Origin of the sequence: Halobacteriovorax sp. (assembly GCF_048381875.1) — a bacterium.
GTDB classification, from domain to species: domain Bacteria; phylum Bdellovibrionota; class Bacteriovoracia; order Bacteriovoracales; family Bacteriovoracaceae; genus Halobacteriovorax_A; species Halobacteriovorax_A vibrionivorans.
The window spans coordinates 502,832-520,855 of sequence record NZ_JBLXBP010000001.1; the positions used below are offsets into that span (position 1 = coordinate 502,832).

The 18,024-nt window shown below is 36.2% G+C and carries 18 protein-coding genes; 11 read left to right on the forward strand and 7 right to left on the reverse strand.

Going from position 1 to position 18,024, the window contains the following annotated elements; translation table 11 throughout:
- Positions 1–28: 28 nt before the first annotated feature.
- Together ACN5L8_RS02305 and ACN5L8_RS02310 are read right to left on the reverse strand one after the other, a co-directional pair.
- Positions 29–1,159: a PQQ-binding-like beta-propeller repeat protein gene (locus tag ACN5L8_RS02305; RefSeq protein ID WP_419172191.1), complete on the reverse strand. Its 1,131-nt coding sequence runs from the start codon at positions 1,157–1,159 to the stop codon at positions 29–31.
- Between the two features lie 9 nt (positions 1,160–1,168).
- Positions 1,169–1,831 (reverse strand): tetratricopeptide repeat protein, encoded by a 663-nt coding sequence (locus ACN5L8_RS02310; protein WP_115363015.1) that lies wholly within the window; start codon positions 1,829–1,831, stop codon positions 1,169–1,171.
- A gap of 118 nt (positions 1,832–1,949) precedes the next feature.
- Here ACN5L8_RS02310 and ACN5L8_RS02315 point away from each other — a divergent pair, with 118 nt between their 5' ends.
- The 4 genes from ACN5L8_RS02315 (at position 1,950) to ACN5L8_RS02330 (ending at position 4,557) form a co-directional block, all read left to right on the forward strand.
- Positions 1,950–2,429: a hypothetical protein gene (locus tag ACN5L8_RS02315; protein WP_115363017.1), complete on the forward strand. Its 480-nt coding sequence runs from the start codon at positions 1,950–1,952 to the stop codon at positions 2,427–2,429.
- Positions 2,430–2,443: 14 nt separating this feature from the next.
- Positions 2,444–3,217, forward strand: a complete 774-nt coding sequence (locus tag ACN5L8_RS02320) for a hypothetical protein (protein WP_419168419.1) — start codon at positions 2,444–2,446, stop codon at positions 3,215–3,217.
- An 81-nt stretch (positions 3,218–3,298) separates the two neighbouring features.
- Entirely contained in the window at positions 3,299–3,673 is a 375-nt protein-coding gene (locus ACN5L8_RS02325; protein WP_115363021.1) for a DoxX family protein, read from the forward strand.
- A gap of 53 nt (positions 3,674–3,726) precedes the next feature.
- The gene (locus ACN5L8_RS02330; protein WP_419172192.1) at positions 3,727–4,557 is read left to right on the forward strand and encodes an NAD(P)H-hydrate dehydratase; all 831 of its coding nucleotides are present in this window, start codon (positions 3,727–3,729) and stop codon (positions 4,555–4,557) included.
- A gap of 8 nt (positions 4,558–4,565) precedes the next feature.
- Here the strand turns inward: ACN5L8_RS02330 and ACN5L8_RS02335 are convergent, their stop codons facing one another.
- From ACN5L8_RS02335 to rnc, 3 genes are read right to left on the reverse strand one after another with little or no spacing between them, the layout of a single operon-like run.
- Positions 4,566–6,362 (reverse strand): GTPase, encoded by a 1,797-nt coding sequence (locus ACN5L8_RS02335; RefSeq protein WP_419172193.1) that lies wholly within the window; start codon positions 6,360–6,362, stop codon positions 4,566–4,568.
- Between the two features lie 32 nt (positions 6,363–6,394).
- On the reverse strand, positions 6,395–7,369 hold the full coding sequence (era, locus tag ACN5L8_RS02340; protein WP_115363026.1) for a GTPase Era: 975 nt from the start codon (positions 7,367–7,369) through the stop codon (positions 6,395–6,397).
- Between the two features lie 17 nt (positions 7,370–7,386).
- A complete protein-coding gene (gene rnc, locus ACN5L8_RS02345) occupies positions 7,387–8,235 on the reverse strand; it encodes a ribonuclease III (RefSeq protein ID WP_419172194.1) in 849 nt (282 codons plus the stop codon).
- Positions 8,236–8,381: 146 nt separating this feature from the next.
- Between rnc and ACN5L8_RS02350 the strand changes: the two genes are divergently transcribed.
- Positions 8,382–9,356 carry a tyrosine-type recombinase/integrase gene (locus tag ACN5L8_RS02350; protein ID WP_419172195.1) on the forward strand — a complete coding sequence of 325 codons (975 nt, stop codon included), beginning with the start codon at positions 8,382–8,384 and terminating at the stop codon, positions 9,354–9,356.
- Here ACN5L8_RS02350 and ACN5L8_RS02355 read toward each other — a convergent pair.
- The gene (locus ACN5L8_RS02355; RefSeq protein ID WP_120404916.1) at positions 9,353–10,183 is read right to left on the reverse strand and encodes a hypothetical protein; all 831 of its coding nucleotides are present in this window, start codon (positions 10,181–10,183) and stop codon (positions 9,353–9,355) included. The genes ACN5L8_RS02350 and ACN5L8_RS02355 overlap by 4 nt on opposite strands.
- 101 nt (positions 10,184–10,284) lie before the next feature.
- Between ACN5L8_RS02355 and fsa the strand changes: the two genes are divergently transcribed.
- The 5 genes from fsa to ACN5L8_RS02380 all read left to right on the forward strand — a co-directional run bounded on the left by fsa (position 10,285) and on the right by ACN5L8_RS02380 (position 14,898).
- Positions 10,285–10,929, forward strand: coding sequence for a fructose-6-phosphate aldolase (fsa, locus tag ACN5L8_RS02360; protein ID WP_115363034.1), 645 nt, complete (start codon positions 10,285–10,287; stop codon positions 10,927–10,929).
- 193 nt (positions 10,930–11,122) lie between these two features.
- On the forward strand, positions 11,123–12,013 hold the full coding sequence (locus tag ACN5L8_RS02365; RefSeq protein WP_158536901.1) for a matrixin family metalloprotease: 891 nt from the start codon (positions 11,123–11,125) through the stop codon (positions 12,011–12,013).
- A 72-nt stretch (positions 12,014–12,085) separates the two neighbouring features.
- The gene (locus tag ACN5L8_RS02370; protein ID WP_419172196.1) at positions 12,086–12,742 is read left to right on the forward strand and encodes a paraquat-inducible protein A; all 657 of its coding nucleotides are present in this window, start codon (positions 12,086–12,088) and stop codon (positions 12,740–12,742) included.
- Positions 12,729–13,325, forward strand: coding sequence for a paraquat-inducible protein A (locus ACN5L8_RS02375; protein ID WP_158536902.1), 597 nt, complete (start codon positions 12,729–12,731; stop codon positions 13,323–13,325). Before ACN5L8_RS02370 ends, ACN5L8_RS02375 begins: the two co-directional genes overlap by 14 nt.
- On the forward strand, positions 13,318–14,898 hold the full coding sequence (locus ACN5L8_RS02380; RefSeq protein ID WP_158536903.1) for an intermembrane transport protein PqiB: 1,581 nt from the start codon (positions 13,318–13,320) through the stop codon (positions 14,896–14,898). Before ACN5L8_RS02375 ends, ACN5L8_RS02380 begins: the two co-directional genes overlap by 8 nt.
- 44 nt (positions 14,899–14,942) lie before the next feature.
- Here the strand turns inward: ACN5L8_RS02380 and ACN5L8_RS02385 are convergent, their stop codons facing one another.
- The gene (locus tag ACN5L8_RS02385; RefSeq protein ID WP_419172197.1) at positions 14,943–16,874 is read right to left on the reverse strand and encodes a sigma 54-interacting transcriptional regulator; all 1,932 of its coding nucleotides are present in this window, start codon (positions 16,872–16,874) and stop codon (positions 14,943–14,945) included.
- A 207-nt stretch (positions 16,875–17,081) separates the two neighbouring features.
- On the opposite strand from ACN5L8_RS02385, the gene ACN5L8_RS02390 reads away from it, so the two are divergent.
- Positions 17,082–18,014, forward strand: coding sequence for an adenosylmethionine decarboxylase (locus tag ACN5L8_RS02390; protein WP_115363045.1), 933 nt, complete (start codon positions 17,082–17,084; stop codon positions 18,012–18,014).
- Positions 18,015–18,024 lie beyond the last annotated feature (10 nt).

The following is an 18,024-nucleotide window of genomic DNA, read 5'->3' on the forward strand; positions in this document are numbered from 1 at the left end:
AAAGACACACACAAGGGAATTTTAGGTTTTATCTGAAAGTATAAAGACGATAACGTGATGAAATAAAAGCTAGAAACTCATCGTCATAGCTCATGTGACCAAATACGGCCGAGTAGGCAGAACCTAAGTCAAACTCTTGTTTGATCATTCCATTAGAGTCGATGAAAAAAGCAGTTTTACCAACTGTTGTGACAACAACGCCACCCTTCCAAGGAGCGAGAGACGACACTGCTTCATCTGAAAGCTTCACTCTCTTATATTCTTGAAATTGTTTATCAATATAAATGAGTTCACCATTAACGCTACCAAAGACCATATTTTGGCCGTTACCAATTTCTAGGCCTGCGCGGTTTGTACGGAAGTTCAATTTTTTAAAAAGAACACCAGACTTCGGCACGATCACTTCTGTACGATCATCAACTGAGCCAACAAGGATCTTTTCATTAAAAATGACAGGTCGCATATCAACATCAACAAATTTCTGCCCAGGGCTTAGCCTTCTTTCCCAAAGTACTTGACCTTCTTCAAGAGAGAAGCAGACAAAGTATCCATCAGCAAAACCTGCGTATAAGCGTCCATCAAGTATTAATGGTGTTGAAGCGCGTTGCACTGTTGAATAGTATGGAACAGATCTCTTGTACGACCAAATAACGCGACCAGTATAAACATCAATACTAAATAATTTATGATTTCGAGTATGAATGAATAATCGACCGTTTGATGTAACAGGAGTTGAATCGATTCCACCATCTAGGTCAAACTCATAAGCGAGCTCGCCCTTATTGAGGTCTCTTGCATAAACTCTTCCAGTATCATCACCAAAGATTAATAGATTTTCAAAAATAATTGGAGCACTTGTCATTTGCCCTTTAATCTTGTGCGTCCAAATTAGGCGGCCATTTTCAACATTATAAGCATTAAAATTACCACGGCCATCAGCAGCATAGAGAATTCCATCAGCAATTAGTGGTGAAGATAATGAAATCGGAAGATTTCCAGACTCGTAACTTGGCTCTAGATTCTTAGTCCAAGTAAGAGTTAGAGGGTCCACCTCAAGCTTCTTGCCTTCTAACTTACTTGTTACTTTTTTTATGCTTGAACAAGAGGCAAGCAAAGTGGCCATTGTTATGACCACTAAAATATTACGATATAACTTCATAAATTCCGCTTATTTGATTGTATTTAAGTGATATTTAGCTAGCGACTTATATACATTTTCAGTTGTTAGAGTAAGGACTCTTTCAAAGTGTCCTTTGGCCGAAGCAGTGTCACCTTTTGCAAGGTAGCTACGTCCAAGTTCAAGTTCAATTCGACCCATTGATAGTGCACGATCATTACTTTTAAGTTCTTTAAGTGTCGCAATTGCTCCATCGTAGTCTTTTAAATCTTGCTGTATCACTGCCTTTCGAACATTGATAAAATATGATTGTAATGAATTAGATGCGCTTATTAGACTAATAATTTCAAAAGCTTCTTGATTTTGACCTTTATTCGTTAAGTGATCTACGGCCAATAAAGTTGTTGAAATAGCAGCAGAGCTATCACCAAACTCACCAAGAATAGTTTTTAGTTCAGAAACCATTGCGGCAGAGTCGATCTCACCTTTTTTAAACTTCTCTAAACTTCCAGTTTCAAAGCTATAAAGAGTTTGGGCAGCTTTCTCATTTTGTTGGTTTTTAACATATGAAAAAATACCGTAACCTGCAGTCGCACCGATAATAAGTAAGATTAATCCAATAACCAATGCCTTATTCTTAGCGATAAAAGCACCAAGCTCAGTTGAATTTAATTCAGAATTTAGGCCTTCATTTGGCGCTACTTGTGTTGTCATCCATTACCCTCTAGTTAAAAATTTTTATCATTTTAATAAATAACATTGAAAGTTGTCAAAAATACATGAGTATTGTTAGAATTAAATTAATTAATTTCATAAAGGATTATTACGCACCATGAAAAGGATTTCATTTTTAATAATTACCTTATTTATTTCACTTAACTCTTTTGCCATTGAAAGAGTAGGAAGATTAGGAGTTGGTTTTTCAAATACTATCTCTGACTCTATTCCTTCTCTGTCAATCAAGGTCCAAAGAAGCTCGACTTTCTCATATGGAGCAATTTTTGGAGTAAACACTGCTGACGACGGAGGATGGCACGGAGGAATTCGACTTTACCGTAATATCTTTGATGAACCCTATCTCACATTCTATACAGTTGGCGCCGCGACATTGATCAACCAAAAAGTACCTGGCCAAGATAGCGAATCAGGATTTCAAGGCGATGTGGGACTTGGAGCAGAGTTTTCTCTACAAGGAATTGACAGCCTAGGCTTTAGCGTTGAATTTGGCGTACGCTTCAAAAATCTGGATGACTTTGAAGTTACGACAATGGGTGAAAACTTCTTAAATGCAGGTATTCACTTTTATCTTTAAATTGGAATTATTGAATGCATATATCTAAATACATGGCCTTCATTCTTGTCTTCTTTTTTGCAATTGTGTCTCCGCAATTTACAAAAGCACAAGATGGGATGATCGGTGCAGATGATGACTTAAATATCGGTGGCGATATTTTCTCAGATTTTAATGAAGACCTACAAGAACAACAAATCTATGAAGATGAACGTTACTACAAATACGGACGCTTCTTTTCATTCTCAATGGGTATTGGTTACACAACTTGGGATGGCAATCGTGGAAAGATGTATGAGGATCTTCCTCCTACTTTCAACCTAACAGTTCAATACTTCTCAGACTTTCAATCGGCATGGAATATTGGTTTTGCATATTCTAAGCACAATATAAGTTTAACAAAGCCGACTCAAGGAATCAGTAGTGCAGCATCAATCGATATTTCAATGCTTCGCATGTACTTTGGATACCGTTACTATATCGACACTTCAAACCTTGGTACGGCCATAACTTATTCAAATCCTTATATAACTGCAAGATTTGAATATTGGTATGAACAAGAAAAAATTGAAACTGTAGGTGAAAAAAAAGAAGACAGCTTTGGAGGCGCAGGTGTTGCATTAGGTGGCGGTCTTGAATTTCCAATAAAAATAAAAGAATCATATGTGAATATTGAAGCACTTCTTCACACTGTTGCTCTACAAGATGTGCGTACGATAAAATACGCATCTAAGGATGGAGGACCTGGCGTGCCTGATTTATCAGGATTCGCTTACTCACTAACAGTTAATTATGTTTGGAATTGGTAAAAACAATAATCTCAGAGAGCTTTAGCTCGATGATGATCGCAAAGCGCAAACTTAATTTGCATAAAATAAAAGGATGTATTTATGAATCGTTTAAACTCAGATTTAGGTTGGTTATGGCTTAGAATCACAGTTGGACTAGCGATGCTACTTGGGCATGGTTGGGGAAAGCTTGCAGGTTTTAGTACTCTAATGACAAAATTCCCAGATCCAATTGGACTTGGTTCACCTTTTGCTCTTTCTGCAACAGTATTTGCAGAAGTGTTTTGCCAGATTTTTATTATCATCGGATTTAAAACGAGATGGTTTGCTGCAATTTCAGCAATTACTATGCTTGTAGCGGCTTTTGTCGTTCACGCAAGCGATCCATTCTCTGGAAAAGAAAAGGCCATAATGTATGCAATTATATACATCGGACTCTTTTTCTCTAATGGTGGTAAATATTCAGTTAAAGCATAATCTTAAGCTCCCACAAGGGAGCTTTTTTTTTCATTAAATACTAAGATCATATTATGAAAAAAATTGATTCAAAAAAACTTTTACAAAAGCTTCCACCTTTCACAAAAGAATCAAATAAGTACAGTTTTGGTCACGTTGTAATTATCGGTGGGAATGTCGGTTATGCAGGAGCAGTCAAACTCTGTGCCGAAGCAGCTCTACGTTCAGGATCAGGTTTAGTTACAGTCCTTACAAGGCAAGAGAATGTTTCTTCAATTGTTTCAACAAGAGCTGAGCTAATGGTGCGAGGTTTTAACACACAAACTTCTGGAATCAATCAGGCCAGACCAATCTTAGAAAAAGCAGATGCTATCGTTATTGGCCCTGGCCTTGGAAGAGACGAATGGGCAAATCATATATGTTCAATGATTGAAGATTTCACGGTACCAAAAGTTTTAGATGCTGACGCTCTTTGGAACCTATGTCAAAGAAGTGAAAAGCAAAGATATCAAAATACAATAATCACCCCTCATTTTGGCGAAGCCGCACGTCTTCTAAACTGTACGAGTGAAGAAATTAGAAAAGATAAAAAAGAAGCAGCTAAAAACCTTCTACAAATAAGTGAATGCGTTGTCTTAAAAGGAGACCATTCTCTTATCGCAAATGATCAAGATATCTATGAAAACGATACAGGAAATTCCATCTTAGCAATGGCCGGGACAGGAGATATTCTAGCAGGAATTATCGGAAGCTTTCTAGGCCAAGGCCTGAGCTTAACTGAAGCAGCTTGTCTTGGTACTTGGATACATGGCAAGGCCAGTGACTTATTAAGGGAAAATACAAGAGGAATACGAGGAAGTATAGCCTCTGACCTCTTTGCTTATATTCAAGAGGTCATTGGCTAATATCTATTTTATTTTGAAACTTTTTTCATACGCTTTTGAAGATCTGTCCCTGTTCTAAAGATCAGGTGAATCGGCGTATTATCAAGCGGGAAGGCCCCTCTTAAACCGTTTTTAAGGTAGCGTCGGTAGTTTTCAGGAATTCCACGTGACTTATTTGTGTAAAATAAGAACGTTGGTGGATTCGCTTTAATTTGAGAAGCGTATTTAACACGGAATCTCTTACCACGAGAACCTTTGAGGATAATAGGATGTCTTTCAATAAGCTCAAATACGAAACGGTTAAGCGCACCTGTTGCGATATTTTGTCTTCTAATGAAAATCGTTTTTGTAAGAATCTTTTTAAGACGCTTAAGACCTCTCTTATGCTTTGCTGAGATTGGAATAATATCGCAATAATTAAGCCATGGAAGTTTATCGCGAATATCAAGAAGCCATTCTTTACGAGACTCTTGATCTCTAAACTTATCACCCATCAGATCAACTTTATTTAGACAAACAATAACAGAAGCACCTTTTTCAATAGCGATATCAAGAAGACGCTTATCTTGGTGTGAAACACCCTTTGTTGCATCAATCATATAGATACAAATATCACTATCAGCAATACTTCTTAGTGAGCGATAAACTGATTGCGACTCAACAAAGTCATCAATTTTCTTTTGCTTTCTAATCCCTGCAGTATCTACGATGTGTATTGAGCGCCAGAAGCTTCCTTCAGAAACTTCTTGCTCATCTTCTACTAATTCTTGCTCGACTTCTTCACCAGTAGTTTCTTCACCGAAAACTTGTGCTTCCATACGATTAGCAGATGTTTCATCCAGCTGCTCATCTTGTTCGAGCATTACATCCTCAAGACCTTCAAGCTCATAGCTATCAGTATCTAATTCTTCTTCAACATCATAAGATGAAACAAGTTCGTTATAGAGATCAGGATTATTCTTTTTAAAGTCTTCATATTGAGACTGAAGAAGGTTATCATTTTTAAAATGCTCTTTTGCTTGATCAAGCTTTCTAGCATCATCTCCAAGGTAGATATCAAAGTATCCATCAATTGGATCAACTGTAGTTCCAGCAATATCAGAAACTAGCGCACGTTCACTTCCAAGAAGTTGATTTAGTAGAGTTGATTTACCAGCATTAGGTGCACCAATTAGTGCAAGTTTTGCCACAACATTCTCACGTGGAGTTACTCCTTTTTGAAGAGCTGTAATATTCATAACATCAGCAGAGTCATCAAAACGCATCATCTCCTCATGAATATTCTCACGCAATGTCTCCATTCCCCTACCGTGAGCGGCAGAAGTAACAAACATTTCGTCATCATTTACACCAAGTTCATAGAAGCTATACTCATCTCCACTTTGAGACTCAGAATCGTACTTGTTAACAACAAGCCACATCTTCTTCTTTTGCTTTCTAATATAATTAGCAATGGTCTTATCAAAAGGAAGAACACCTTCTCTTACATCGACAACAAAGAGAACAAGATCAGATTCTTCAATCGCTTGATGAGCATGATCTGTCATAATATTGAAGAACTTATTTGCATTAACTTCTTGATCATTCTTTCCACTCTCATCAACTTGAGTTGGATAGAATCCACCAGTATCAACAAGAATCGCATCTAATGGACGGTCTTCATCTTTATCATTAAAAGATGTAATTCCATAGTGGCGATCACGTGTTACACCTGGCATATCGTGAGTAATGGCCTTATGTTGTTTTTTCATTAGGCGGTTAAAGATGGAACTTTTCCCAACGTTTGGCCTACCAATTAATGAAATAATCATTGAACGCTTTTGCATTTCAAAATCCTATTTAAGTTTATTATTTATAATTATTTTTGTTTCCATACACGGGCAGAGTTAATTGCACGTGGAAGTCCTAGTTCTTCTAGAACAAAGTTATTCTTAAACCACTTTGGTGATACTTTCACGTGTAGGTTTAAGTGAACCTTACCATCAGTCATTGCTGCAATCTTCTTACGAGCACGTGTTCCAATCTCTTTGATCATCGAACCTTTAGAACCAACAACGATAGCTCGCTGTGATGGACGATTAACAAGAATTGAAGCTGAGATGTGAGAAGTAAAAGCACCTGTCTTATCTTTAAAATCTTTATATTCATCAATAATGACGGCCATCTCATATGGTAGCTCATCCTTTAAAAGGTCAAATGCCTGCTCACGAATATACTCAGTAGCAAAGAATCTTTGGTTCTTATTCGAGATAGCACCATCAAGGTATAAGTGTGAACCTGGCTGAGCATTATCACAAAGAGCTGCTGTTAAAAGGTGTACATTATCTCCGGACTTAGTTGAGATAACAAAGTACTGCTCAAGAGCTGGAATAACTTCTTTTGCTTGTTCAAATACCTTATCTAGTGGCATATTTTCTGCATTTTCAACACGATCTGACTTAGTGAAAACAAGCCATGTTTTCGATAACTCTTTCTCTTTTCCACCAATGAAATCTTTGAAGGCCTTGATTTGCTCAAGAATATCTTTTGTTAGATCAATTAGAAGTAAGTTAACATCAACACCATCAACACCTTCAACGGCCTGTTGATTAATACGCTTGTTAAGCTCCTGGCTTGAGGTGTGTAGACCTGGAGTATCGACTAGAACAACCTCAGTATGATCAACTGTGAAAACTGCGTGAAACTTATTACGTGTTGTTTGTGGTTTACTCGTTACAATTGAAAGGTCCATTCCTAGTAAGTAATTTACAAGTGAACTCTTTCCTACATTTGGTGCACCAACGATTGCTGCCATAATGGATTTGTTGTCTGGGTGTTGATCAGTCAATAACATAATTTTCTCCGTTGTCCTTATTTAATTTTGTCTAATAGATTATTTTTTAAACATTCTTTTGCGATTTCTTTTGTTCCTATTTTTTTACTATTGGAGATTAATTTCGATATTAACTCTCCATTTATATAAAGTTCGATTTCAAACTCTTGACCTTTATTTAAGGCCTTTGTGCGGTACTCAGGTAGACATTTAAATCGTGCCAATGTCTCCTCTTGTAACTTTGTCTTTGGATCAAAATCCACAAGTTTTTGAGCATTAAAGAAGACCTCTCCACTTTCCTTTTCATAAGTCGCAATAACCTGGTCGAGATAAGAGTTTGCTTTATCATTTCCTTGATCAATAGCGATTGCCCCAAGAATTGATTCAAAAAGGTCACAACGAATCCCTTTATTTACTTCTTGGTCTAATTCACCTTTTCCAACGATTAGAAATTGAGAAAGTCCTAAAAAGTCAGTTAATGAGCTTAGGCTATCTTCATTTACAAGTGCACTTCTTAATTTTGAAAGTTGCCCTTCATTCATATCTTCAAAATTTAAAAAGAGGTTCTTTGTCACATATGAGCCAAGAACAGAGTCCCCATAGAACTCTAGTCGCTCATAACTTTTAAACTCTAGTTTGGCCTCATGAACATATGAACTATGAGTAAAGGCCCTCATGACAAGAGAGTTGTCATTAAATTTTAGGTCGAATTTATCTAAGAAAATTGATTGAATATTGGATTGATCAAAAAATAGATCTGTGACTTCATGCTTAGACACGCCATTACCAGCACCTAATTGCTTAAAATCTGCAATAGTTAGCCTATAAAATGCGTGTGCAAATGTAGGACTCTTCCCTTGTGGGTTGAGTGAGGTCGTCTCAAGCATGTAATCACCTAATATTAAATTGTTAAACGATTTATAATGCTTCTGCCCATCATTTGCAAGTGCAAGATTACTACTTGTGAAAGAATAACAGGTTCGTTAAAATCTCTTACAGTAATATACGTAGTTACAAGTCCTTAGGGTGGTTTATGGAACTAACAGAAGTCAATAAAAAGAAATTAGATAAGTGGCAAGATGCATTTTTCAAGAAAATAGCGGCCAAGGGCCGTTCAAATAATACCCTGAAAAACTATCGCACTGACCTTGCTTGCTTTAATCAATATGTAACAGAACATAAGAAACAAACGGATATTGAAAAATATTCAATTCCAGAGATTCAAGAATACGGAAAGTATTTAGAAGAAAAATATAAGTCAGATAATTCACGAAGACGCCGTGTCCAGACCCTAAGAATATTCTTTGATCACCTAGTAGAAGAAGGTGTCTTTAACGTCAATCCAGTACGAAAAATACCAACTTCTCCAAAATTCCTAGATATACCAAGGCCAGCTTCGTTTTCACATATTAAAAGTCTTTGGCACACATTACTCAATGATCAAAGAAATGCACAAAGTGATCTTGAAAAACTTAAGGCCAAGAGAAATGGAATCATTTTTGCAACCGTTTATCTAGGAGGCCTTAAGGTCTCAGAACTATCTAAAATAAAAGTTGCAAGCTTCTCATTTCGCGATGAAATCAAGGCCATTATTACACATGAGAAAAGAGACCCCTATACCGTCACATTTCCAAGTATCTTTGGCCGTATTTTCTATGAATATGTTGAGCTATTAGAGAAGGTTAAAAAGGCCCAAGGTGTCTCTTTTGACCACTTACTTTTTAATGCTAACGCTCATAAGATTCTATCAGGTGGGCTATCTGCACGTGGGATGGAGCTACTCTTTGAAGACTGGCGCTCTAGACTTATGATTGAAATAACCCCAAAGACTTTAAGACAGGCCTGTGTCTTTACCTGGCTCCACGACGGGGTTAATGATACAACCATAAAGGAATGGCTTGGTGTCTCGCCAGCATACTCTTTAAAACTTTATAAAGAGCATATGGACTCACATTTCTATAATCAACAATTTATTGAATTGGCACTTAATGAAGATAAATTGATTTAAGGCTGCTTAATTGGAACTGGCCTATCATAAACAGGAAGGCCGGTATCCTTATCGAGGTGCCAACGATCTGTATAAAGCTCATCTTTTTCAATACGATAGAAGTCGAGATCTTTATCTAATTTATCCAAACTATAGATTAGCTGAGATTGTAGTCTGACCTGATCGTTCTTCTTAGAAAGAAGTAAATTTAAGGCCTCGTCTTTTTTTCGTTGTAACTCAAGAATCTGCTTATCGTATTCTGCAGCGACCTCAACTTGTTTCTGTGAAAAGCCCCAGACAAATTTATTCACTTCATTTAATTGAAATGTGAAATCTCTTTTTTTCGCCAACAATGTTAAACGGTAACGAGAAGCTTCCTTAATTCTCAATGCTAGCTTATCACTTTCAAAAACAAGAATTGTTCCTCGTCTTAAAGTCGAGTTTTGCCCCCAACAATTCTCAAGGTCTTTTGCGTAGATTGTAATATACATATCTTCACTATTTCTGACGTGGCCCTTGCACTTATCTTCATCCATACGTCGCGCCACATTGAAGTAAACAATATCAGAAGGCTTCAAGAACTTAACATTCTTTGATTCGACTTGAATTTTAAACACAGTACTTGATGGGTCCTTATCTGTAACTCGGCCAGAGAATTTTGAATAATCAATGCTAGGATCGTAGAAAGTATCATAACCATGATCCTTGATATAATTATCGTAGGCATCATAATCATTTTTGATATCTTTATTTCTAACCTCATCTCTTTTAATAATAAAGCCATCACTATTTGCAACAGAGACCAGCGTTATTAAGCTCAATGAAATGAATAGAAAAAATCTTCTCATACGTTCATTATAACGCAAATCTAAGCAGACAATAGGGGGAGAAAACTTGTCCATTACCTGTGGTCATGATAAATTTTTAGAAAATTTATTAGGAGAATAGAATGCAATTTTTTATCGATACAGGTGATATTGAAGAAATCAAAGAAGCAGTAAAATGGGGCCTAATTGACGGAGTTACGACTAACCCATCAATTATTGCCAAAACTGGGCGTACTCAAGAAGAAGTAATCAAAGACATTTGCGAAATCGTTGATGGACCAATTTCAGCAGAAGTTATTGCAACAGATACTGAAGGGATGATCAAAGAAGGTAGTGAACTTGCAAAGATTCACGAGAATGTCGTTATTAAACTTCCACTGACAGAAGCTGGAATCGCTGCTTGTAAGTGGTTTAGTGACAATGATATTAAAACGAACGTAACACTTTGTTTCAGCTCAAACCAAGCATTACTAGCAGCAAAAAATGGTGCTACTTACATCTCTCCATTCATCGGCCGTCTCGATGATATCGGTGCAGATGGCATGACTCTTATTCAAGAGATCCGTCATATGTATGATGTTTACGGTTTTGATACAGAAGTTCTAGCAGCATCTGTACGTCACGCAGACCATGTAAAACACTGCTCGATGGTAGGTGCAGACGTTGCAACGATGCCATATAAAGTAATCAAGTCACTTTTTAACCACCCTTTAACAGATAAAGGACTGGCACAATTTTTGGCCGATTATGAGAAGTCGCAAAAATAATACCAATTAGGCGACTTATTAACTAATTCAATAATATCTATATAATAACGGGGGCTTACAGTCCCCGTTTCTTTATTTTTTCTAAATTTAAAATCTTAAATACCGATATCGTATAAAATGGTGCAAAGCACGTCATAGTCGAGCTTTAAGCTCAACTTTGTACCTGTATATGTATTTTCAAGGTATTTTTGGGATGAAAATTAATAGAACCATATTATCAGTTTTGGTGATTCTGCTGACTCTATCGTGTGTCGAAGAGCCAGAGAAAGTTTCTATTACGGCCCTGCCTTTAAAATGGCGTGAAAGTGCACTTCCTTTAACAGTAAAAGTTCATGCAGATTTTAGCAGTTTAAATGCAATTGATGGATCATCAGATGATCTTCCATTAGCGGCCGCTGATGATGGCCTCTATGATGATTACGATTTAATGCAGGAGATGCAAAAGGCATGGAATGATGCTGATGATGCAAGAGAATACTTTGTTCTTGACCACGGCCAAGCCGCTGGAGCAGACCCATATACTGACCTAGATGACTATTACGACGGAGAAATCGGAATTTATGTAACAGAGAATTGGTTTTCAAGTATTGGTTATGGTGTTTTGGCAATCACTTCATATTTTGCAGAACAACGAACAGATCACTTAAGAATGGTTCATGGTGATATTATTGTAAATTTCCGTGATTATTATTTCTCATTTGATAAGGCCAGAACTCAGGAGTCAACGACTTACTACGACCTTCCTTCTGTCATCTTACATGAACTAGGCCACCTCTTAGGACTTAAACATACAACCTCATCAACAGTTCAATCAATCATGTACCCACAACTTGGTTCAACAGAAGTTAAGAGAACTCTTGGTTACTATGACTCCCTATCAATTTCAAATCTATACGACACAAATACTCAAGCACTTAAGACGGCCCAAGCATTCAGTTCAGCTAGCGTAGACGAATCAATGAAGAACGCTGACGATGGCCAAGAAAAACCGAAGATTATCCACGGCTATATCGAATTAAGGGCCGACGGACATTGTCGCCATTTTCAAGATGGAAGCCTAATACACGATCATAAAGTCTTTTAATTTTTAACAAATTTTAAGAATGCACCATTTTGCTCTCTAAAAAAAATCCATAACTTATGGCCTAATAGTAGTATGGGCAACAATTACGAAAACATTTATCAAAGTCAAATTGATGAAGAAACTTTGAAGGATAATTCAAAGCTTCTACTTTGCCCAGAATGTGATGAAATCTATCTATTTGAAATGATCAATAAGCGACAAAGGGCAAAATGCCATCGCTGTGGAGAAATTCTTTATAATGGAGACAGCACCATAACGATGGTGAAAGTCTTAACGATTTCAGGACTACTACTTTTTTATCCAGCAATCTTCCTACCAGTATTGAAAATAAGGATGGCCGGAGCAAACCTTGAAACTTCAACTTACGAATCGATATTTGCTTTTACAACTAAAGCGTATTGGCCAATAGCAATTAGTGTTGTACTCTTTGCAATCTTAATTCCCCTCTTTCGCCTCGTTGCATACTTAACTGTTGTCTTTAAAAACCAATTTATCAATCATCACCTTGGAAGAACTTTCATCAGATTTCTAAGGGCCTCACACGAATGGTCTATGATTGATGTCTATTTTATGGGAATCATTGTAACGGTTGCTAAAATGGTTGATCGTTCTGAAGTAGAGCTCACTATTGGAACACTAAGCCTTATCCTATTAATGGTTAATAATATCTTACTACAATCAGTTACTCACTATGATGAGTTATGGAAGAAGCTATATGAGAGGAATTGATCATCAAAAGGCCCTTTGTCCAAAGTGCTATAAAGTAAATTCAATACTCACCTGCCAGCGCTGTGGAACTCCCATCAAACTTCGAAATTATGAAGGTATCTCACGCTGTAAGGCCTATTTAATTGCAGCAATTGCATTATATATCCCAGCTAATATCCTACCAATTATGACGGTTTTAAAATTCAACCATGGTATCCCTCGTACAATTGTTGGAGGTGTCGTCAATCTGATCAATCTGAAAATGTATCCCATTGCCATGATTGTTTTTGCAGCTAGTATAATTGTTCCAATATTTAAAATAGTTTCACTTTGGTATATCATAGATAATATAAACACCTTAAATGAAAAGAAAAAACTAATGCTCACAAGACTTTATCGAGTCGTACATGTTGTCGGTAAATGGTCCATGTTAGATATTTTCGTTATTGCCCTATTAGTTATTCTCGTCAAGGTTGAGTTTATATCAGAGATAAGAGCTGAGCCTGCAGTCTTATATTTCACTGCAGTTGTTATATTGACCATACTAGCGTCAAATGAAGTCGACACTAGGTTAATCTGGGATGATAAGGAAAAGTATGAGTAATGCCACGCCTAAAGTAGAAAACAAAAGAGGAATTAATCCTATATGGTTCTTTCCTGTTGCTGCTGTATCGATTGGACTTTGGCTTTTATATACTAGCATTATGGCCCGTGGCTCATATATCACTATAAACTTTAGAAATGCAGATGGTATCACGCCAGGAAAGACCACTGTTATCTACAAAGGTACGATTGTCGGTAGAGTAAAAGATACTGAATTAAATAAGGACCTCTCAAGTGTTGCTGTCCATATTGAGATGTCTCCACAAATGAAAAACTATCTATCTAAAGATACAAAGTTTTGGCTTGTAAGTCCGACAGTAAATCTATCTGGTATCTCAGGGCTAAGTACCATTATAAGTGGAAAATTTATCAATATGTTTCCAGTGAAGGGAAAGGCCGTAAAAGTATTCAACGCTTTTGAAGAGCCACCAAGAGGTCTAAGAAAAGACGGCCTTTATGTAAAACTTCACAGTAAAAAACTAGACTCAGTTTCAATTGGCTCACCTATTTATTTTAATAAGGTACAAGTTGGAGAGGTTACAAACTTTGATCTCGATATGGATGGCAATGGTGTTGAAGTTACGATCTTTATTGAAGAAAATTATCGCAACCTACTTCTAACAACATCTCGTTTTTACAATGTTAGCGGCTTTGAATTAGATGCCTCTCTAGCAGGAGTAAAGGTTCAATCAGACTCACTTATTTCAATCATCAAAGGCGGAATTGCATTTGTTAATCATGAATCAGAAGAGAATAAGAATAATCAGAAAGTAACTACTAACTTTGAAAAGAAATATACTCTCTACCCTAGCTATGCTCATACTGTCCCAGGAAAAAAAATAAAAGTAATATTTCCTCTAGGAAGTGCGGTAGCAAAAGAGAAGACTCCAATTAAGTTTAGAAATATTAATATCGGAGTTGTTACAGGTTCAGAAGTTGATCGCAATAAGGCCCAACTCTTAGTAGAAGCGACGATAAAGAAAGAATTTGAGAATATTATTGTTAAAGGTGCGAAGTTTTGGGAAGTTAAACCAAAAATCTCTCTTAAAGGAATTGATAATCTTGATGCAATAACTGGCAACTATATCGCAGTTGATATCAGTCGTTATAATTTTAAGAAATCAAAGCCTGCAGGAACCTTTACAGCTCTTGCCCAAGCTCCATTAAAAGAAGTTCACAATAAATACGGAACCCATTTAAACCTATTTAGTTCAAGAAGAAATTCATTAGCAAAAGGCCAGGGAGTTTACTATAGAGGCGTTCAAGTAGGTGTTATAACAGATGTTAGACTTAATACACGAGCAAAGAATGTTATAACAGAAATCTTTATCAACTCTCCTTATCACAAGCTGGTAAAGGAAGAAACAAAGTTTTGGAATACAAGTGGTGTCGATGTAGAGTTTGGCCTATTTTCAGGTGCAAAAATAAGTACCCAATCAATTGAAAGTATTCTTTCTGGTGGAGTCGAATTTGCAACCCCAGAGAAGTTTTCAATGCGCAAGAAACAATATTTTCAAGTTCATAAGAAAGCGCAGGAAGAATGGCTAGAATGGACACCAATAATTAATTTATAATAAAAAAGGCCTCGTATGAGGCCTTGATATTTTTTATGCTTTTATTAAGCAGCTTTCTTTTCATTTCCTTCAAGAGAATCAAGAACCTCTTGAGAATAAATTAACTTCTTACGTAATGCCTCACGAGAAATTCCCATCTCCTTAGCAGCTTTTGATTTATTACCAAAATTACGCTTAATCTCCTCTAAAATCATTTGTCTCTCAACAAGAGCTAAACGCTCTTTTAGAGGAAGTGTGAAGTCTGTCACATGATCAATTTGACCAAATTGCTTTTGCTTCATTGAAATATCAACTAGAGGCGCAACACCATCATTAATTTCAATATCAGATATGATATGAGATTTTGGATGATAAAGAACAGCTCTTTCGATACATTTCTTTAGCTCATAAACATTTCCTGGCCAATCATATTGTTTGATTTGATCCATTACTTTTTTAGAGAAGCTCTTTAATAGAAGTCCTTGTCGTTTACATTCAACTTTTAAGAAATATTCAACAAGCATTTCAATATCTTCTTCACGACGACGAAGTGGATCTAAATTAATCTGGGCCTGTGAGATATATTCAAACAGATCACGATAGAACTTTCCTTCATCTGTCATTATGGCAAGATCTTTAATTGATGTGGCCATAATACGACAATCAAAACTTACGATTCCACCTTCTAGGCCTTTCTTTTCGATAAGTTGAAATAGTCTTTCTTGCCACTCAAATGACAAGTGCTCAATATGGCTTAGAACAACAGTTCCACCTTGAGTGCTAGTAAAAACACATTCTTCTTCATTAGGGCCAAAAAGCATTGCTTCAAGCCTATTGAGATCTTTTAGCTTACAATCAACTGTTGTAATATCATGTAGCCCACGCTTACCTTCATAGTGAAGAACAGTGGCAAAAAGATTTTTACCAACTCCTTTTTCACCAGTGATCAGTACAGGACTATCGAGGTCTTTAAGTTTTGAAATAGAGTTTCTCATTGATTTTACACCTGGCGTGTTACCAATGATTGCAAATTGACGATCATAAGGCGCTGAGAAGCGGCGAATTTTAGAAGTCGTCGAAATTGGATTAAAACTATGAAATACTGAAGAGAAAACAAGAGCAAGAACTTTCATTGTCTTTTCATCTTCTATAGTAAATCGATCTTCATTTCTTTTATTGATAACTTCAATTACACCAATTATCTTATCTTCACGATTATGAATCGGATAACAAATAATCGATTTCGTTTCAAATCCATTCTTTTCATCAAATGCATTATTAAAACGAGAGTCATCACTTTCAGTACAAATATTTAAGGCCACACCTGTTGTAAAAACAGATCCAGCAATACCAAGACGATAATCAAACTTTAATCCTGTCTTATCCAAACCTAGAGCAGCAACTGCTTCTAATTCGTTTGTATCTGGATTAATTAGAAAGATAGAAGAACGTTGAGCATTTAGGATACGAATAACCTCTTCAAGCATTGTATCAAGGAATCCTTCTTTATCTCCAAAATGTGTAATATCTTTAAATAATGAAAGAAGTAGAGAAAACATTTCAAACCCTTCATTAGGGTCTGTATATCGCTCCTTAAGTGCTGACTGAATAAGACAGTCTTTTAATCTTTCTGAAGAGAAACTCATAATGTAACTTTCAAGGAATTTATTAATTCCTTTTTCAACATCAAGTTCAACTCCATATATAATTTCTTCGTCTTCTAAAACATTTGAAAATGCACGAACAACTCGACCAGTTAGATCAAGGTGACGTTTTTTGAATTGTAGAGAAACTTCCAACTCAGTTCCAACAGAGATTCTTTCATGTGTTTTAAAACCGAATCCTGTAACTGAAATGTCCACAAGCTTTGCATCATCGATATAAGAAAGCCTCCCCATGTCGTCTTCTTTTTGTATCAAAAACCTTAGATTATCGGCTTCCTCAACTGGAATACGAAACGATTGAAAAAACTTAAATTCTGAAAAACTAGCGAGCATGTTAATCCCCTCATTAAACTATACTGTGAACATATCGGTAAATTTGCTTTAAACTTTAGGTAAATGCCCACAAAAATTGGCTATAATTTCTATACGTTACACGAAAATCAACTCCTTACTACTTGCCTAGACTTAAGCTTTTGCGTATGATGATGCTTAAAAAAAGATCGTAATTTTAAGCACTTGCAAGAGTGACAGGAAGAGTAAATGATTTTTGAAGGTTCTGAAAAGAAGGCCGAAATAATTGTTGGGCCTAACTTAAATCTATTGGATATCTCAGACGACTTTTGGTCTCAATTAGTCGAAAAAGCACAAGCAACAATTTTATCCACTATTAATAATGAAAATATAAAAGCATTTCTCTTATCTGAATCCTCGCTTTTTGTTTGGAAAGATCGCATGCTGATAATCACATGTGGACAAACAACCTTAATCAAGGCCATCGACTTCTTCACAGATCGCTTTGGTAAAGATGTAATCAAACAATTAATTTTTCAAAGAAAGAATGAGTACTTCTCTCATATGCAACACTCAACTTTTGCAGATGATGTGAAGCTATTAGAAAATAAATTCTCAGGACAAGCGCTACGCTTCGGAAATATAGATGATCATCATAACTTCATCTATTTTCTCGATCAAGAATATGCACCGAGTGCAGATGATCACACTCATGAGTTACTTATGTATGAAATCTCATGTAAAGCGAGAGAAATTCTAACTAATGAGAGTGTGACAAAAGATGAAATTCGCCAACTTTTAAAACTTGATAAGATCTTACCTGGTTTTGAATTGGATGATTTCGTATTTAATCCATACGGCTACTCTTTAAATGCCATCAAAGATGATAATTATTTCACATGTCATATTACACCTCAGGAAGAGTGCCCATATATTAGTTTTGAGACTGATATCAATATGAAAGAAATTGCAGATGTTCTAATCGAAGCAATGGAGCCAATTTCATATGACTTTATCGAGTTCTGTCCAAATCAAGATGGAAGCTGTGGATTAAATCTAAAGAAAGAAGATTATATAGCTAAAACCCAAGTTGAAAGCTATCTAAAATGTGGCTATATAATGTACTTTTCACACTTTTATAAAGTACGCCCAAATCGCCTAAAGCCTTATAAATTACTTTAAATGAATAGGA

Bases quoted from the DNA above. Each gene is read 5' to 3' on its own strand.
- ACN5L8_RS02320 (WP_419168419.1), top strand. From the start codon at position 2,444: ATGCATATATCTAAATACATGGCCTTCATTCTTGTCTTCTTTTTTGCA.
- rnc (WP_419172194.1), bottom strand. From the start codon at position 8,235: ATGCTTGAGACGACCTCACTCAACCCACAAGGGAAGAGTCCTACATTT.
- ACN5L8_RS02335 (WP_419172193.1), bottom strand. From the start codon at position 6,362: ATGCAAAAGCGTTCAATGATTATTTCATTAATTGGTAGGCCAAACGTT.
- ACN5L8_RS02325 (WP_115363021.1), top strand. From the start codon at position 3,299: ATGAATCGTTTAAACTCAGATTTAGGTTGGTTATGGCTTAGAATCACA.
- fsa (WP_115363034.1), top strand. From the start codon at position 10,285: ATGCAATTTTTTATCGATACAGGTGATATTGAAGAAATCAAAGAAGCA.
- era (WP_115363026.1), bottom strand. From the start codon at position 7,369: ATGTTATTGACTGATCAACACCCAGACAACAAATCCATTATGGCAGCA.
- ACN5L8_RS02390 (WP_115363045.1), top strand. From the start codon at position 17,082: ATGATTTTTGAAGGTTCTGAAAAGAAGGCCGAAATAATTGTTGGGCCT.
- ACN5L8_RS02375 (WP_158536902.1), top strand. From the start codon at position 12,729: ATGAGAGGAATTGATCATCAAAAGGCCCTTTGTCCAAAGTGCTATAAA.
- ACN5L8_RS02330 (WP_419172192.1), top strand. From the start codon at position 3,727: ATGAAAAAAATTGATTCAAAAAAACTTTTACAAAAGCTTCCACCTTTC.
- ACN5L8_RS02305 (WP_419172191.1), bottom strand. From the start codon at position 1,159: ATGAAGTTATATCGTAATATTTTAGTGGTCATAACAATGGCCACTTTG.
- ACN5L8_RS02355 (WP_120404916.1), bottom strand. From the start codon at position 10,183: ATGAGAAGATTTTTTCTATTCATTTCATTGAGCTTAATAACGCTGGTC.
- ACN5L8_RS02310 (WP_115363015.1), bottom strand. From the start codon at position 1,831: ATGACAACACAAGTAGCGCCAAATGAAGGCCTAAATTCTGAATTAAAT.
- ACN5L8_RS02350 (WP_419172195.1), top strand. From the start codon at position 8,382: ATGGAACTAACAGAAGTCAATAAAAAGAAATTAGATAAGTGGCAAGAT.
- ACN5L8_RS02385 (WP_419172197.1), bottom strand. From the start codon at position 16,874: ATGCTCGCTAGTTTTTCAGAATTTAAGTTTTTTCAATCGTTTCGTATT.
- ACN5L8_RS02315 (WP_115363017.1), top strand. From the start codon at position 1,950: ATGAAAAGGATTTCATTTTTAATAATTACCTTATTTATTTCACTTAAC.
- ACN5L8_RS02370 (WP_419172196.1), top strand. From the start codon at position 12,086: ATGGGCAACAATTACGAAAACATTTATCAAAGTCAAATTGATGAAGAA.
- ACN5L8_RS02380 (WP_158536903.1), top strand. From the start codon at position 13,318: ATGAGTAATGCCACGCCTAAAGTAGAAAACAAAAGAGGAATTAATCCT.
- ACN5L8_RS02365 (WP_158536901.1), top strand. From the start codon at position 11,123: ATGAAAATTAATAGAACCATATTATCAGTTTTGGTGATTCTGCTGACT.